We start from the raw sequence: 16,942 nt of genomic DNA on the forward strand, positions 1-16,942 counted from the left end.
GTGAAACCAGTCTAGTGGTTTGGTGCTTTGGAGAAATGGCTCTCAACCAATCTTTGGGTGATTTGGTGAGTTGGGTTGGTCAGCACTTGATCCGTTTCACCACTCTCAACCACATTGCCTTCGTGCATTACTATTATCTTGTCGGTGATGTGTTTAACAATACCGAGGTGTTGAGATACATAAACGAACGACACACCCATCTCTTCTTGTAGCTCTAGGAACAAGTTGATGATTTGCGAGCGCATTGCCATGTCCAAACCATTCAATGCTTCATCCGCAACGATGATCGATGGTTGAAGTATCAAGGCACGAGCCAAACAAACCCTCTGTTTCTGGCCCGCAGCAAGCATCTGAGGGTAGAAGTAAGCATGTTCCGGAAGAAGACCCACACGTAATAATGTGTCTTTCACACGACGCATACGGGCTTCTGGTGGCATGTTGGTGTTTCGCTTCAATGGGCCTTCAAGAATGCGACCAATCTGAATACGTGGGTTAAGCGATGTGTTCGGATCTTGGAAGATCATGCGAATCAGCTTACAACGAGTCGAGTAGTCTTTATGTTCTAGTTTTTCACCATTCACACGAATCTCACCCGCAGTTGGCTCTACCATACCTGCTAGCATTCTCGCTAATGTCGACTTTCCTGAACCATTCTGGCCGATAAAACCAATCGTCTGTCCGGCTTCTAAACTAAAGCTCACTGGCTTTACGGCTTGATGAATCTTCTTACGGAAAAGACCAGAGCGAGTCGTAAAGTCTTTAGATAGATCACTGACTTCTAATAATGCACTCATGATTTCTTTTTCTTCTCCATATTCAGAGGGAAGTGACAGTTAAACTTATGGTTTTTGATACGCTTGGTGTGTGGGATCTCGACACATTGTCTTTGCGCGTATGGGCAACGTGGCCCTAATCGACAACCAATAGGAAGGTGCTGTAGCGGAGGAATCGACCCCGGCAGCGACTGAAGCTTCTCTTTGTGAGGGATCCAGTCGTTAAAGTCTGGCATCGCTTTCAACAGCGCAACCGTATAAGGGTGTTTAGGCGCATCCAATAGTTTTTGCGTGTCAGCGGATTCAACAGACTGACCACAATACATCACGGTAATGCGAGTCGCCCACTGGGTAATCGTCGTTAAGTCATGACCGATCAGAACAATAGTCGTGTTATTGAGCTGATTCATTCGACTCAATAAACGCAGTATTTGAGACTGTGTAATTGGGTCTAAATCGTTGGTTGGTTCATCGGCAATCAAGACTTTTGGCTTGGCAGCGATCGCCATGGCAATCATCACTTTTTGACACTCACCATCGGTCAGCTCATATGAGTAGCTGTCCATTAGACGTGAGTGATCTTTGATACCGACTTTGTGCAGTAGCGCTATCGCTTGCTTCTTACGCCACTTAAATCGTTGCCACCAACGACCTTCAAAGGCGTGTGAAGGTATCGCTTCGATTAGCTGGTGTCCCACTTTTTCGGAAGGATCCAGACACGTTGATGGTTCTTGGAAGATCATTGCGATATCTCGAGCAATAACGCGTCGGCGCTCTTTAGGCGTTAGTTGAAGCAAGTCAACGTTCCCCAGTCGCATTCGGTCAGCTGAGACCTTCCAGTTTTCCTTACAAACACCAACGATCGCTTTCGCAACCAAACTCTTACCAGAGCCTGATTCGCCTACTAGGCCACGAATTTCCCCTTCATTGAGGGTAATACTCATTCGATCTACCGCTTTAACCATCCCTTGAGGAGTCTCAATCTCGATGGTTAGATGTCGAATATCAAGTAACGGCATTATTCGATTCCTGCATTTAGCGCTTGGCGAACACCTTCACCGACAAGGTTAATCACGATCACTGTAAACATAATAGCTAAGCCGGGTAGGGTTACAGTCCATGGTGCAAGGTAAATCAGTTCTACTGAATCACCCAAGATTGAGCCCCATTCTGTACTTGGTGCTTGAGCGCCAAGACCAAGAAAGCCCAAGGCGGTGATATCAAGAATCGCCACTGACAGTGCCAGCGTCACTTCTAATGCAACCACGGTCAGAATATTGGGAACAATCGAGTTCCATAACAGGTAAAAGTCGTTCGCGCCATCAAGGCGAGAAGCGAGAATGTAGTCTTTCTCTACTTCGGCATGCACGGCAATGTATACCGAGCGTATAAACCTCGGTATCAGTGCTAAGCAAATGGCAAGTAGGATATTAAATTCACCAAATCCCAGAAAGGTGACAAAGATAATCGCCAGTAGCAACGATGGAATCGACATAACCGTATCAAGCAGGTGGTTGAGCGTGCTCGATAGCAGTCCGCGAGTCATACCAGCAAGTACGCCAATCAGACAGCCAATCACAGCCGCGATAAAGGTGATAACAACTGCAGCACCGAAAGTCAGCTGAGAGCCAATAATCAGACGAGAAAGAATGTCTCGACCTAAATCATCAGTACCTAGGAAGTATTCAACGGTGCCTGCCGGATCCCAAGAAGGCGGCGTTAATAGATGACCCGTTTGTTCTTGTGAGTCATGTGGTGCGAGCCACGGTGAAGTGACCGTAACCAGAATGATAAGCACCAAACACCACAGGCCAAACATCGCTAGGTTGTTGGCACGGAAGCTTCGCCAGAAACGCTCGAACTGGGTTGGAATCTGTTCTTCTTGGTAGACGTTATTTGTTAGCATACCATTCCTTCCTTACCAGTGGATTGACCATTGCGCCCAAGAGATCGGACAGAATGTTCGCAGTCAAAACCAGTGTTGCCACTACAATTACGCCCGCTTGAATTGATACATAGTCTTGATTAGACAGGGCATCTAATAACCAGCGGCCAATGCCCGGCCAGTTAAAGATTGATTCGGTAATGATCGCGAGCGTTAACATACTCGATAGCTGAACTCCGACCTTAGGAATAATCGGCGGAATCGCATTTCTCAAAACGTGCTGAGTGATGATCTCTCGTGTTGAAAGACCTTTTATTCGTGCCGCGCGGATGTAGTTTTGAGTCATCACCTCTGCAACCGATGCGCGCATGAGTCGGATAACCTGAGTGGTTGGCGCAAGTGCTAGAACGAGACAAGGCAGTGCCATGTGTTCGATAACACTTTGCAGCGCATGTGCTCGGTAGCGTCCTTCAGCAAAAAAGGCATCAATCATCGCGAAGCCAGTCACGTGTTCAATCTCGTAAAGTAGATCGTACCGACCGCCAACAGGGAACATCTCAAAGTGCAGTGAGAACACCATGATCATCAATAGTGCGACCCAAAATATAGGTGCCGAGTAGCCTGCCATTGAGGTGAACGAGATAGTCGTATCGACAAATTTACCTTGTCTCATACCCGCGATGGTGCCAAAAGGGATACCGATGAAAAGCGCTAGTACAAAAGCGAAGAAGCACAGTTCTAGAGTCGCAGGGAACACCACGACTAGCTCATCAATGATGGGCACACCGTGTTTACTCAAACCGAAGTTCAGCGTTGATAGTTCAGTGATATAGCTAATCCAACCGGGCCAGAAATCTTGGATAGCCCAAGGAGACGTTTGGTCGAGTCGAAGCAATGAAAAACCAACCAGAGTCAGAATCGCTAGGGTAATAACGAATAAGTTTATACGTCTTAATGTATACCAAAACATCAGCGCACCTCTCTTCTGACTTGATCAAAAGGTTGGGCATTGAATGGGCTCTGTTTAAAGCCGGTTAGCGAACGGTCGTGAACGCGGAATTGCACGCCATGTGCCAGAGGAATCACAGGAACTTCTTCATTGAGAATGTTTTGCGCTTGTCTATACAAGTTCACACGGTGCCTTTGTTGATTGATCTCTAAAGCTAAATCCAGAAGGAAATCAAAGTCTGAATTACACCACATAGAGACGTTTAACCCTGCGCGTTCAGAACTGCAAGAGAGCAGGGGACGTAAGAAATTGTCAGGATCGCCCGTGTTGCCAATCCAACCGGTAAGAAGCAAGTCTGTTGAGGCAATGGATGACAGCTGTGTGCGGTCGAATCGGTCGTCGGTATAGAGTTTCAGTTCAATACCAATGTCGGCCAAGTTTGCTTGAATTAATTCTGCTGTTTTTCGTGGGCTTGGGTTGTAGGCGCGAGGCTCTAAAGGAACCCACATTGAAAGTTCTAATCCCGGTTCAACGCCTGCTTCTTTTAGCAGCGCCACAGCATAGTTTCGATCGTAGCGAACTTGAACGCTGTCTTTTTGGTGAGCCCAAGAAGTTGGAGGCAGTAAGGTATAAGCTTTCGTGCCCGTACCGTAATAAACAGAATCGAGAATGTTCTGGCGGTTGATCGCCAAGTTCAGCGCTTTACGGACTCGCGAATCACGCAAGGCTGGGTGCTCTGTATTAAGCGCAATAAAAGAGACATTAACCGCAGGCGTTGCGGATATTTGCAACTCTTCATGAGCTTGAATAATCGGGATCTGACTTGAAATCGGCGAGTTCAGCACGTCACATTCGTTACGAAGAAGCTTGGCAAGTGTGCCTGTTCCACGTTGTGAGGTGTCGAACACAACTTGGTCCATTTGAACGTCACCTTTCCAGTAATGCTTGTTCTTTTTCAAGCGCACTAGATCGTTGATCTGGTATTCATCTAAGTAAAAAGGCCCAGTGCCTACTGGCTTAGAATCAATTTGGTTTTTCTCATCCGCAGCAACGAGCTTATTGGCGTATTCTTTGGAGTGAATGACCGCGTAGCTGGTGGCGATGTTGTTGAGGAATGAATTATCAGGGCGACTTAGTTGGAACTTAACCGTCAGGTCATCGACTGCTGTGATGTCGACAATCAGGTTTTTGAAGTCGATGCCTGCAAACCATGGGTATAGGCCACCACCCACATAGTGAAATGGGTTCGAGCTATCGATGATGCGTTCGAAACTAAAGACCACATCTTGCGCATTCATGCTACGAGTTGGAGTAAACCAATCTGTGGTTTGAAACTCAACATTAGGACGCAATGTGAAAGTGTACTCAGTACCTGATTTATCGACAGCCCAGCTTGTTGCCAAGTTCTGTTGTGGTCGATAAGTCATTGGGTCAAGCGTTAGCAAGGTATCGAAGATTTGAGGGCTCAGCGACTCTGCGGTAATGCCACTATCAATCAATTGTGGGTTGAAGGTACTAGGGTTACCTTGGCCGCAATAAATGAAGCCTTTTTCACGGATCTGTTCGTGATCCACACTTTCACCACATCCGGCTAAAAAGCTCAGCGTGCAGATGCTCAGTGATAGTCTTATTAGTGCTTTCATAAAAAGAAATACTTTTCGAAACGAGGCGTTAGAGGAGCCTCAAGATCCGGACAATTTAACATTTTATTTATTCGGCTCCAAATAATAATCTAGTGTGGGCAGCTATTTATCGTTAGCTTGTCCGACAATCGCGTACTTCCTCACCATTCCTCGTAATTGGTTGTAGGTTAACCCGAGTAATTCAGCGGCTTGCTTCTGATTGTACTTGCTCTGTTTTAAGGCTTGATTGAGTAGCTTGATGTCTTGCTGCTCCTGCCATGCTTTGTAATCCAACGGCAAAGAAAAAGCGCTATCAAATGAAGTATGGCTGTTGGACTGAGCATTGCCAGTTTCTGGCGTCGAATCTTGATCTGTTTTCCATGCTGGTTTGAATGGGTTAAACACCAAAGATTCAATAGGATATGGATTCTTACCATGCTGATAGATTGCGCGCTCAATGACGTTTTTCAGCTCTCGCACATTCCCTGGCCAAGAGTACTCCAATAGCGATTTAACGGCTGATGGAGCAAAGCCGACAAACAACTCCAATTCCAATTCACGACACATCTTAATCGCGTAGTATTCTGCCAATAACGTGATGTCTTCTTTACGTTCACGAAGCGGCGGGATAGTAATCACATCAAACGCCAATCTATCGAGTAAATCGGCTCTGAACTCGCCTTTTAATGCCATCTCCGGTAAGTCAGCATTGGTTGCACATACCAGTCTTACATTGGCACTCAAAGCCTTTTGGCCACCGACACGTTCATATTGTCCGTATTCGATAACGCGTAATAGCTTCTCTTGAACGGCAAGGGGAGTGGTCGCTAATTCATCGAGAAACAGTGTTCCGCCTTCGGCTCGCTCAAAGCGACCTTGATGACGACCTTTCGAACCAGTAAAGGAACCCGATTCATGACCAAACAACTCAGAATCAATCAAGCCTTCACTGAGTGTTGAACAGTTCAGCGAAATCAAAGGTTGATCCCAGCGTCTTGAAAGGTAATGCAGCCTTTGAGCAATCAACTCTTTACCTGTACCACGCTCACCAATGATCAGAATGGGTCTTTCGATTGGTGCGAGTTGAGAAACTTTATCTAAAACAGAGAGAAAGCTAGGTGATTCACCAATAAGATTCTGCTGCATAGCGGGTCCTTGTGTGAGCTGAGTGCTGGTGGAGGTCATTTAAGGGCTGTAGTGGTGAAAAATACCAATACTTGGCTAAATTCATCATAGCATGTATCGAGTTAATCACCATTTTATTGTAAGTGTCTGATAATAAATGGCTTAAAAGTTGGCACGCTACTTGGATTAGTTATGGTAGGTTTAACAACAAACGTAAATTTGTGAGCAAGTGGATTGAGAGTCTAATGACGATTTAAAACGCATTTGCCATCATTGTAATTAAGGAGTTCCTCATGGGTATTTTTTCTCGCTTTGCAGACATTGTAAATTCAAACATCAGTGCACTATTAGATAAGGCTGAAGATCCTGAAAAGATGATTCGCCTGATTATCCAAGAAATGGAAGATACGCTGGTTGAGGTTCGCACTAACTCAGCAAAAGCCATCGCAGACAAGAAAGAGCTAGCACGCAAAGTTGAAGCTATCGAAACTCAGATTCTAGATTGGCAAAATAAAGCGACACTAGCGCTAATTAAACAACGCGAAGATCTGGCGAGAGCAGCTCTGATTGAAAAGCAAAAACTTGAAGACATCATCAAGAGCTTGCACACAGAGCAAACTTTGGTTCATGAAACCATCGAGAAGCTAACCAGTGAGATTGGTAAGCTAGAAACTAAAATTGCAGAAACTCGTGCAAAGCAGCAAGCATTGATGATTCGCAATAATGCTGCGAGTAACCGTCGTGATGTTCAAAAACATCTGCATTCAAGCAAAACCAACGAAGCGATGGCGAAGTTTGAGCAATTCTCGCGTAAAGTGGATGAATTAGAAGCTGAAGCTGACGTTTATGCAAAAACAGGCAACGCAAAATCTTTAGATCAAGAGTTTGCCGAGCTACAAGCTCAAGACGAAATTGAAAAAGAGCTAGCGAAACTGAAGCAACAAGTTGAAAACCGCGATAAATAATTTAGGAGTTTTCTATGTCAACATTTCTAATTGCAGGTCCACTGATTGTTTTCTTGATCTTCGTGGCGCCGCTATGGTTATTCTTACATTACCGCAGCAAGAAGAAATCCAGTAACGGTCTTTCAGAAACGGATCTTCAGCGCCTGCACAAGCTTTCAGCGCAAGCAGAATCGATGCAAGATCGTGTGAAAACACTAGAAAAAATACTGGATGCGGAGTCGCCTAACTGGAGACGAAACTATGAGTAGAGAACTGTATCGCGATCCTATTAATGGCAAATTGTCTGGTGTGTGTGCGGGCTTAGCGAACTACTTTGGGCTTGAAGTTTGGTTGGTTCGAATCTTAGTTATCTCTGCAGCACTGCTCGGTGGTAGTTTTCTGGTCTTGTTAGCGTATTTAGCTTTGACATTTATGCTTGAAAAACAACCACCTCAGTATGTGGATGAGATGAAAGCCAAACAAGAGCATACGCTGAAGCAGAAGCCTTGGGAAAAGGGGCAAACTGCGGAGTCTTTACTGGGCACTTTAGAGGGTGATTTCCAGAAGTTAGAGACCAGTGTCCGCAACATGGAAGCTTATGTCACCTCAGACACATTTAAAGTGAATCGTGAATTTAAGAACATGTAGCGCTAAAACCTAAAAAAGATTAGATAACGGTTTAGGAAAATTTATTCCAAGCCGTTATTTTTTTTAATAATTTTCTCTAAATAAATCTTACGCTGACTGGTAAGTTACATGCGATTAATCTATGTTATAAAAATATTTATAGATATGGATGATCACCAATGTATAGAGCCTCCCTTGTCCTATTGACAGCCATAGCTGGGTTGTCTGGGTGTGGTAAGGAGCTTCCTCCCGTACCTGAACCTGAATCTAGACCCGCCAAACTCTTCACCGTTTCCGTCGGTAATAATGCCTTTGAACGAAGTTTCCCCGCCACCACAGAAGCTGGCGATAAAGCTGTTCTTGCGTTCCGTGTTCCTGGGTTACTTCAGACTATCGATGTCACATCGGGTCAACAGGTTACCAAAGGTGACAAACTTGCCACGCTTAACCCTGATGAATACCAGCTGTTAGAAAAGCAAGCGAGAGCCAACTTTAAACTTGCCGATGTTCAATACCAACGTTCGATTAAGCTGCGTAAAGATCGAGTAGTCTCAGAGCAAGATTTCGACCAAGCGAAAGCTAATCACAACTCGGCTAAAGCTGTCTTGAACCAAGCTAAAGCTAACCTGCGTTACACCACTCTGGTTGCGCCTTACGATGGAACGATTTCCATCATTCCTGCTGAAAACCATGAATACATCGCGGCAAAACAAGGTGTGATGAATATTCAAACCAATCAGATTCTTAAAGTCGTTTTCCTATTACCCGACCAACTTATCACGCGCTTTTCTTCAGGGTTTGAAACCGATGCAACCATGGTATTTGATGCGTTTCCTGAGAACCCTTACATTTTGACTTTCCAAGAAGTTGATACCGAAGCGGATCCAAAAACGGGTTCATACAAGGTAACCATGGTTATGGAAAGGCCAACCGATATCGGTATTTTACCGGGAATGTCAGGCACGGTAAGACTTGTTTCTGCGCAAGCTGCTGCGACCAAAATCCCTACGTCAGCCATGATAACTGATGGCGATGATGTGTCGGTATGGCGTGTAAACAACGACGGAATTGTCGAGAATGTGGCAATCGTTATTGATGAAAAACGCCATATCGTATCTGGGCTGAATGATGGAGACCGCATTGTCACTTCTGGCGTTAATGGTCTTGAGCCGGGCGTGAAAGTCCGAGAGTGGATCAAGGAAAGGGGGCTATAACATGAAAACACTAAAAGTGGCCGCAGGGCTGTCGTGTTTAGCCCTACTTACAGCTTGTGAAGATAAGCAAGTGGCAGAAGTGGACAACACGCCCTTAGTTAAAGCCGTCGAGATTTCAGTCATCGATTTTAGCGACAAGCTCTATTTCCCAGCGGTCGCAAATGCGGCTGAGAAAGCTCACCTCAGTTTTCGAGTCGCTGGAGAAATCTTCAAGTTGGATGTGAAGGAAGGTGAACGTGTTTCTAAAGGAGACGTCATTGCTGAGCTTGACCCAACCGATTATCAATTGGATGTGGACAACGCTCAGGCGCGTTACACGGTAATCAACAGCCAATACAGACGTTCAAGTCCGTTGGTGAAGAAAGGGTTATTGGCGAAATCGCAGTTTGATGAAATCGCCGCTCAACGTCAGATCGCTTATGCCGAATTAGAGCTAGCGAAACTGCGTTTGTCTTTCACTAATCTTCGAGCACCAGTTGACGGGATTATTTCTCGTGTGAGTGTCGACCAATATGAAAATATTCAGGTAGGCCAACAGATTGTGAACATTCACAGTGTCGAGGATGTCGAAGTTGTCATTCAACTCCCTGACCAAATCTATGTAAATCAACCTAATGAGACGCTGCTGTCGAATGTTGAAGCTGTGGTGAGAGTGCCAAGCGGCAATGAATACACCGCTGGTATCAAGGAGTTCACCACTGAGCCGGATCCAACTACGGGTACTTTTACGGTGACACTAGCTTTGCCGATGCCAGAAGACGATTTGATTCTTGATGGTATGGCCGTTGATGTGACTTCAAACGGACGAGATATCGGCTTGGAGCTAAAAGCTGGCGTACTTATCCCGATCGAAGCGGTATTCAATGCCGACGGTGATGAACTGGATCGTAAAAACTCTTATGTGTGGGTTCTTAATGACGACAAGACAGTCTCGAAGCAACAAGTCGTGTTAGGAAAAGCAAACCAGAAAACATTGCAGATAATGAAAGGATTAGAAATGGGGCAGCATGTCGTTGTTGCAGGCGTCTCGCGATTGCGAGATGGGATGACAGTGGAAGTATTGTCTCAGGAGACGAACAATGAGTGAAGTGAATAACAAGCCTCAAAATGACGATCAACAGGGTGATGATCAGATCACAGGTGTTGCTTCTTACTTTATACGAAACAAAGTCATTAGCTGGATGCTATCTCTGATCTTTCTTATTGGTGGTGTTTCTGCATTCTTTGGTTTGGGTCGTCTAGAAGATCCTGCCTTCACCATCAAAGATGCAATGGTCGTGACCTCTTACCCTGGGGCTACCCCTCAGCAAGTGGAAGAGGAAGTGACCTATCCGCTAGAGAAAGCAATTCAACAGCTTACTTATGTGGATGAAGTGAACTCTATCTCAAGCCGTGGCCTGTCTCAGGTAACGGTAACGATGAAGAATAACTACGGCCCTGATGATCTTCCGCAAATATGGGATGAGCTTCGTCGAAAAGTGAATGATCTGAAGGTCGAATTGCCGCCGGGCGTAAATGACCCTCAAGTTATTGACGATTTTGGTGACGTTTACGGTATTTTGCTCGCGGTAACGGGTGATGGATACAGTTATAAAGAGCTTCTAGATTACATAGATTACTTAAGGCGTGAGCTGGAGTTGGTTGATGGGGTCAGTAAGGTCTCTGTTTCTGGTCAACAACAAGAGCAAGTCTTCATTGAAATATCGATGAAGCGGATAAGCTCCTTAGGTCTGTCTCCAAGCACGGTATTTAATCTTTTATCGACTCAAAATATTGTATCAAGTGCGGGTGCGGTAAGAATTGGCGACGAATACATTCGAATCCATCCAACGGGTGAGTTCCAGAATGTTGAACAGCTCGGTGATTTGATTCTGACTGAAGGCGGCGCTCAAGGTCTCATCTATTTGAAAGACGTAGCTGACGTCACTCGTGGCTATGTTGAAGTACCAAGTAACATCATTGGCTACAACGGTAAACTCGCACTTAACCTTGGGGTCTCTTTTGCTCAGGGTGTAAACGTGGTTGCGGTGGGTGAAGCCTTTGACCGACGACTTGCCGAGCTTAAGTATCAACAACCTGTCGGTATCGACATCTCTGAGGTTTATAACCAACCGAAAGAGGTAGACAAGTCGGTAAGTGGATTTGTGGTGAGTTTAGGTCAGGCGGTTGCGATCGTAATCGTGGTTCTCCTGTTCTTCATGGGGCTACGTTCCGGCCTGTTGATCGGTTTGATACTGCTGTTGACCGTTTTCGGTACCTTCATTTTCATGCAGTACTTCAAGATTGACCTCCAACGTATTTCATTAGGCGCATTGGTTATCGCCTTGGGGATGCTGGTGGATAATGCCATTGTGGTGGTGGAAGGGATATTGATCGGCACGCAGAAGGGGCGAACCCGGATGCAGGCCGCCACCGATATCGTTACCCAAACCAAATGGCCGCTGTTGGGTGCAACCGTTATTGCGGTGACTGCTTTTGCGCCTATCGGTTTGTCTGAAGACTCAACCGGCGAATACTGTGGCACCTTGTTTACGGTTCTACTTATCTCACTCATGCTGAGTTGGTTTACAGCAATCTCAATTACACCATTCTTTGCTGACATGTTCTTCAAAGGTCAGAAGGTTGACCCTGATAACGAAGGCAAAGACCCATACAACGGGATGGTTTTTGTTATCTATAAAAACTTCCTTGAGTTCTGTATGAAGCGTGCGTGGCTCACCATGTTCGTTCTGATTATTGGTTTGGGTGCGAGTGTTTACGGTTTTGGTTTTGTAAAACAAGCCTTCTTCCCATCTTCTACTACGCCAATGTTCCAAGTGGATGTTTGGATGCCGGAAGGGACCGATATTCGTGCGACCAACACCAAGCTTAAAGTGCTTGAAGGTTGGTTAGCAGAGCAGGAAGAAGTTGAGCACATCACGACGACAGCAGGTAAAGGTTTACAACGTTTCATGCTGACTTACTCGCCAGAAAAAAGTTATAGCGCATATGGCGAGATAACGGTTCGTGTGAAGAGTTATGAAGTGCTTGAAGGCTTGATGCTGCGTTTCCGTGAACACGTGAATGGCCAGTTCCCTGAGATCGACTACAAGCTGAAACAAATCGAATTAGGCCCTGGTGGCGGGGCGAAAATTGAAGCGCGAATTGTAGGTTCTGATCCAACGGTATTACGTTCAATTGCAGCTCAAGTGATGGACATCATGCGTGCTGATGATGGTGCATTTAACGTTCGTCACGACTGGCGTGAAAGAACTAAGGTGTTAGAGCCTCAGTTCAACGAAAGCCAAGCACGTCGTTACGGTATTACTAAGTCTGACGTAGATGATTTCCTTGCGATGTCTTTCTCGGGTAAATCGATTGGTGTGTACCGTGACGGTACTACGCTGATGCCTATCGTGGCTCGTTTACCTGAAGATGAGCGTGTTGATATCCGTAACATCGAAGGCATGAAGATTTGGAGCCCAGCACTAAGTGAGTACATCCCACTTCAACAAGTCACGCTAGGTTACGAACTGGAATGGGAAGATCCACTGATCATCCGTAAGAACCGTAAGCGAATGCTGACGGTAATGGCGGATCCAGATCTACTGGGTGAAGAAACGGCTTCGACTCTACAGAAACGCTTACAACCACAAATTGAAGCGATTGAGATGCCACCGGGTTATTCACTTGAGTGGGGTGGTGAATATGAGTCGTCGGCAGATGCACAGGCGTCACTGTTTACAACCATGCCATTGGGTTACTTGTTCATGTTCTTAATCACAGTGTTCTTGTTTAACTCGGTGAAAGAGCCTCTGATTGTTTGGTTAACGGTACCACTCGCCTTGATAGGGGTTACGACAGGCTTGTTAGCCTTGAATACACCATTTGGCTTTATGGCGCTGTTGGGCTTCTTGAGTCTATCTGGGATGCTTCTGAAGAACGGTATCGTACTGCTTGATCAAATTGAGATTGAGATGAAGTCAGGTAAAGATCCATATGTAGCGGTTGTTGATGCGGCACTGAGTCGTGTTCGTCCAGTATGTATGGCGGCGATCACTACCATTCTTGGTATGATCCCTCTACTACCTGATATCTTCTTCAAACCAATGGCAGTAACCATTATGTTTGGTTTAGGCTTTGCGACTGTACTCACGCTAATCGTAGTACCTGTGCTGTATCGTCTATTCCATAAAATTGAAGTAGCTTAACGCCAACTAACCTTTGAAATAATGCCCCTAATTGGGGCATTATTTTTATGTACGATTACTAAAAAGAGACCATCGAGATGGAAGCGAATACAGTGGATAGAACGTGTGCATGGGCACTGAAACACGAACTTGAAAGGGAGTATCACGACGCAGAGTGGGGTGTACCTGTTTACGATGACCAAGTGTTGTTTGAGTTCATTACGTTGGAAGGTGCCCAAGCCGGCCTAAGTTGGATTACGATACTCAAAAAACGCGAAGGCTATCGTGCTGCATTTGAAAACTACGACCTTAATAAGCTAGCTGTACTCAATGAAGACAATGTGCCAAACATCATTGAAAACTTCGATGTGGTTAAACATAAGGGCAAGATTGCCTCGGTTTACAACAATGCGCGAGCAACGCTTGAACTTCAGAAAGAGTTTGGGTCTCTATCGAATGCTTTATGGCAGTTTGTCGACAATGAGGTGATCGTCAATCAATGGACAGAGATGTCTCAAGTCCCGGCTTCTACTGAGCAATCTAAAGCGATGAGCAAGTTTTTGAAGAAGAAAGGATTTAAGTTTGTAGGGGAAACAATCTGTTACGCGTTTATGCAAGCAACAGGTATGGTTAATGACCATCTAGTTGGTTGTCCTTACAAATAAAAATGTTATTTATCGTCGCGAAATAATTGTGTGAAAATTGGAAAATTCACTGGTCATTTATCAACTATTCAATATCATATGCGACCGAATTAAAACCTAGAAGACGATAGTGAAACAACAAAGCTACCAAATTTGTGATGCTCGTTATGATCCCTTGCTTAGGCAGTTTGTGCGTGAAGATGGCCACGTAGAAACTATCGCGCCGTTAGAAGGTAAGGTGTTCCTGTTCTTGCTAGAGAATGCTGGTGAATGCATTGAACGAGGCCTGATATTTGATAGGTGCTGGGGCAATGTGGTTGTTTCAGAGCAAGCACTCACTAATGTGATCTCCAAGATTCGCAAAACCTTATCTCGAGTCACGTGTGGTTGTGCGACGATTCGTACCGTCAGCAAAACGGGCTATTCGCTTGAGATAAATGAGTCGATAAAGCCTAGCAAAGCTGAAGTTGTATCTTCTTCAGTGACGACAGAGGCGCGTGAATCAAACTCTTCATCTGCCGCTCAAGAGGCGTTGGTAGCAACTGAAACCTCTGTCGATGCGAACAAGACAACGGCATTAGATTCAGAACTCAATATTTCATCGAATCAAGAACAGAGCTCAGCTGAGCTAGAGCCTTCAAATTCGAAAAGTAATACGCACCTCGTCAAAGCCGGTTATTTAGTGGCGTTGATTTGTGTATTCGTAACGGCGTTCAACCTTTTCCAAACCTATTATGCGCCAATGCCTTATTTTGTTGATGAGACAGAATATAGTGATAGTTACACAGACAATACTAACCGCTACTTTTTCCACATTGTTCACGATGATGCCTATTCATTGCCAGCGATTACCCAAAAGCTTACGGATGTGTTGCCGAGTCACTGCAACGTTGATGTCTTTGTCCGTATTTATCCATCTGTTGATCAGCCTGAAAATGATGCTTTGTATATGTTGGTTCAAAGGAAGGATGGCGAGGCCCTAAATTACGGGGCGACGATTTTCAATGTGGAGACGTCTTTTGACTCATTTGCAGCTCATATGGAAAAGAGGAGCTACTTTTGCGATTAATTGGCTTACTTATCCTATTGGCAGTTGCTGTAGCAAGCTTTTTTCTGGAACAGAACGCATTGGCGGGCACTCGATGGCATTGTAAAACACTGAAAACGGATTTCTTATCTCAGGCATTCCAACCGTATCAATCGCTTTATGAGCGAATGAGCATTACTTTTCAGTCTGACCAAACTTTTAGTATGAGAGACTTTGTGACGATCACAGAGAAAGACGGTAACGAAGGTACAATGGAAAATCTTTATTCCGGTTACTACGGCCTTGATGGGAATCATTTGTCGATGAGTATTATTGATGTGAGAACTGCCACTCCGTTTGATGATCCGATCATTAATCAGGAATACAGTGAGTACAAAGGTGTGACTATTGACTACTCGATCTTGGAGAAAGACCAGTCTCTGTATCTGTTTAATGAACACCGCTCAGAAATCTTCAACTGGACATGCTTTAAGGTTCAATAATCATTTATAAAGCGCTTTGTGTCAGTAGTGGGATTACAGGCAGCTGATAGGCAGAACTGAAAAAGGCAGGAATATCCTGCCTTTTTGCTTATTGAATCTAACGTTTCAGATTAAACCAGAGCGTTGTAACGTTCTAATCCAGCCTCAAGATCTGCAATCAAATCATCGACGTCTTCTAAGCCGATATGAACACGAATCAGAGTACCTTCGAAGTTTGGATTCGCTACCGTTCTTAGGCTATCAAAGCTGCTTGGTTCATTCGCTAGAATCAAGCTCTCGAAACCACCCCATGAGTAACCCATGCTGAAGTGTGTCATGCCGTCAAGTAGTGCAGTCGTTGCTTTTGTGTTTGAGTTCTTTAGGACAAACGAGAACAGGCCATTGCCGCCAGTAAAATCTCGTTTGAAGAATTCATGACCAGGGCAAGACTCAAGAGCAGGGTGACGAACATGGTCAACCTCAGGGCGAGTTTCTAACCACTTAGCGACTTTCAAGCTGCTCTCTGCGTGTTGACGAAGACGAACATCAAGAGTACGGATACCACGAAGACCAAGGTAAGCATCATCTGGTGAAACGCATTGTCCCATTAAGTAACTCTGCTCACGTAGTTGATCCCAGCATTTCTCGTTGGCAACCGCTGTACCTAGCATGACATCTGAGTGACCCACTATGTACTTGGTCGCCGCTTGAATCGAGATATCTACACCAAAATCAAACGGTGAGAAGTTAACGCCTGCTGCCCAAGTGTTATCTAGCATCACGATGATGTCGTGTTCGTGGGCAATACGCGCGAGCGTTGGAATGTCTTGGACTTCCATGGTGACTGAACCCGGAGACTCGGTAAATAGCACCTTAGTATTTGGCTTGATGAGGTCTTGGATGCCTTCAACAATCGTTGGTTCGTAGTAAGTTGTCTCTACGCCCATCTTTTTCATGATGGTGTCACAGAAATCACGCGTCGGTTCATAACAGGTGTCGACCATCAGAATATGGTCGCCCGTTTCTACAAAAGAGAGAATGGCGTTAGAGATTGCTGCCGTACCACAAGGGTAGAGTGCACAGCCTGCGCCGCCTTCCACTTCCACCATGGCATCTTGAAAGGCGAAATGAGTGTTGGTTCCACGACGTCCGTAAAAAAGTGTTTTGTTAGCGCGGTTAATCGTAGCTTTACGTTTTTCTTCTACTGAGTTGAATACGACAGTTGAAGCGCGCTGTACTGGTGGGTTAACGACACCATTGGTCCACTTCTTATCACGACCTGCAGTGATCAGCTTAGTGGTTTTGTTCTCGGACATGCTGTGAATTCCTTATCAATCGGTTATGTCCTATTTAAAACATGCCAATAGCCTTCAAAGCAAGAGGGGAGCGGGAGTTTTTACGCTTTTCTTTCGCTTTTTAACCTTTCACTTAATTAATGGTGGAAGGTTAAAAACTTACGGGAGGAAGTGATGAGCCGCAAT

At 45.2% G+C, this 16,942-nt stretch carries 16 protein-coding genes; 9 read left to right on the forward strand and 7 right to left on the reverse strand.

Annotated features, from left to right (window positions below; translation table 11 throughout):
* Positions 1–11: 11 nt before the first annotated feature.
* The 6 genes from ITG10_RS13985 to pspF all read right to left on the reverse strand — a co-directional run bounded on the left by ITG10_RS13985 (position 12) and on the right by pspF (position 6,375).
* Entirely contained in the window at positions 12–794 is a 783-nt protein-coding gene (locus tag ITG10_RS13985) for an ATP-binding cassette domain-containing protein (protein WP_017060304.1), read from the reverse strand.
* Complete coding sequence (locus tag ITG10_RS13990) at positions 791–1,792, reverse strand: oligopeptide/dipeptide ABC transporter ATP-binding protein (RefSeq protein WP_017630458.1); 1,002 nt, start codon at positions 1,790–1,792, stop codon at positions 791–793. Before ITG10_RS13990 ends, ITG10_RS13985 begins: the two co-directional genes overlap by 4 nt.
* Positions 1,792–2,679: an ABC transporter permease subunit gene (locus ITG10_RS13995; RefSeq protein ID WP_017630457.1), complete on the reverse strand. Its 888-nt coding sequence runs from the start codon at positions 2,677–2,679 to the stop codon at positions 1,792–1,794. The genes ITG10_RS13990 and ITG10_RS13995 overlap by 1 nt, the downstream gene beginning before the upstream one ends.
* Positions 2,666–3,628, reverse strand: a complete 963-nt coding sequence (locus ITG10_RS14000; protein ID WP_017630456.1) for an ABC transporter permease subunit — start codon at positions 3,626–3,628, stop codon at positions 2,666–2,668. The genes ITG10_RS13995 and ITG10_RS14000 overlap by 14 nt, the downstream gene beginning before the upstream one ends.
* A complete protein-coding gene (gene sapA, locus ITG10_RS14005; RefSeq protein ID WP_017630455.1) occupies positions 3,628–5,250 on the reverse strand; it encodes an ABC transporter substrate-binding protein SapA in 1,623 nt (540 codons plus the stop codon). The genes ITG10_RS14000 and sapA overlap by 1 nt, the downstream gene beginning before the upstream one ends.
* Positions 5,251–5,352: 102 nt before the next feature.
* Complete coding sequence (gene pspF / locus ITG10_RS14010) at positions 5,353–6,375, reverse strand: phage shock protein operon transcriptional activator (protein WP_017630454.1); 1,023 nt, start codon at positions 6,373–6,375, stop codon at positions 5,353–5,355.
* 272 nt (positions 6,376–6,647) lie between these two features.
* Here pspF and pspA point away from each other — a divergent pair, with 272 nt between their 5' ends.
* The 9 genes from pspA to ITG10_RS14055 all read left to right on the forward strand — a co-directional run bounded on the left by pspA (position 6,648) and on the right by ITG10_RS14055 (position 15,482).
* A complete protein-coding gene (gene pspA, locus ITG10_RS14015) occupies positions 6,648–7,319 on the forward strand; it encodes a phage shock protein PspA (RefSeq protein ID WP_017630453.1) in 672 nt (223 codons plus the stop codon).
* 14 nt (positions 7,320–7,333) lie between these two features.
* Positions 7,334–7,567, forward strand: a complete 234-nt coding sequence (gene pspB / locus ITG10_RS14020) for an envelope stress response membrane protein PspB (RefSeq protein ID WP_004734605.1) — start codon at positions 7,334–7,336, stop codon at positions 7,565–7,567.
* Positions 7,560–7,946: an envelope stress response membrane protein PspC gene (pspC, locus tag ITG10_RS14025; protein WP_026084203.1), complete on the forward strand. Its 387-nt coding sequence runs from the start codon at positions 7,560–7,562 to the stop codon at positions 7,944–7,946. Before pspB ends, pspC begins: the two co-directional genes overlap by 8 nt.
* Before the next feature lie 158 nt (positions 7,947–8,104).
* Positions 8,105–9,139 carry an efflux RND transporter periplasmic adaptor subunit gene (locus ITG10_RS14030; protein WP_026084202.1) on the forward strand — a complete coding sequence of 345 codons (1,035 nt, stop codon included), beginning with the start codon at positions 8,105–8,107 and terminating at the stop codon, positions 9,137–9,139.
* A gap of 1 nt (position 9,140) precedes the next feature.
* Positions 9,141–10,226, forward strand: coding sequence for an efflux RND transporter periplasmic adaptor subunit (locus tag ITG10_RS14035; protein ID WP_017630450.1), 1,086 nt, complete (start codon positions 9,141–9,143; stop codon positions 10,224–10,226).
* On the forward strand, positions 10,219–13,329 hold the full coding sequence (locus tag ITG10_RS14040) for an efflux RND transporter permease subunit (protein WP_248386451.1): 3,111 nt from the start codon (positions 10,219–10,221) through the stop codon (positions 13,327–13,329). Before ITG10_RS14035 ends, ITG10_RS14040 begins: the two co-directional genes overlap by 8 nt.
* Positions 13,330–13,406: 77 nt before the next feature.
* A complete protein-coding gene (locus ITG10_RS14045) occupies positions 13,407–13,973 on the forward strand; it encodes a DNA-3-methyladenine glycosylase I (RefSeq protein WP_017630449.1) in 567 nt (188 codons plus the stop codon).
* Between the two features lie 109 nt (positions 13,974–14,082).
* On the forward strand, positions 14,083–15,021 hold the full coding sequence (locus ITG10_RS14050) for a winged helix-turn-helix domain-containing protein (protein WP_248386452.1): 939 nt from the start codon (positions 14,083–14,085) through the stop codon (positions 15,019–15,021).
* A complete protein-coding gene (locus tag ITG10_RS14055) occupies positions 15,012–15,482 on the forward strand; it encodes a hypothetical protein (RefSeq protein WP_248386453.1) in 471 nt (156 codons plus the stop codon). The genes ITG10_RS14050 and ITG10_RS14055 overlap by 10 nt, the downstream gene beginning before the upstream one ends.
* Positions 15,483–15,592: 110 nt before the next feature.
* Here the strand turns inward: ITG10_RS14055 and ITG10_RS14060 are convergent, their stop codons facing one another.
* On the reverse strand, positions 15,593–16,777 hold the full coding sequence (locus ITG10_RS14060) for a cystathionine beta-lyase (RefSeq protein ID WP_017631200.1): 1,185 nt from the start codon (positions 16,775–16,777) through the stop codon (positions 15,593–15,595).
* Between the last annotated feature and the right edge of the window lie 165 nt (positions 16,778–16,942).

Origin of the sequence: Vibrio sp. ED004 (assembly GCF_023206395.1) — a bacterium.
GTDB lineage: Bacteria > Pseudomonadota > Gammaproteobacteria > Enterobacterales > Vibrionaceae > Vibrio.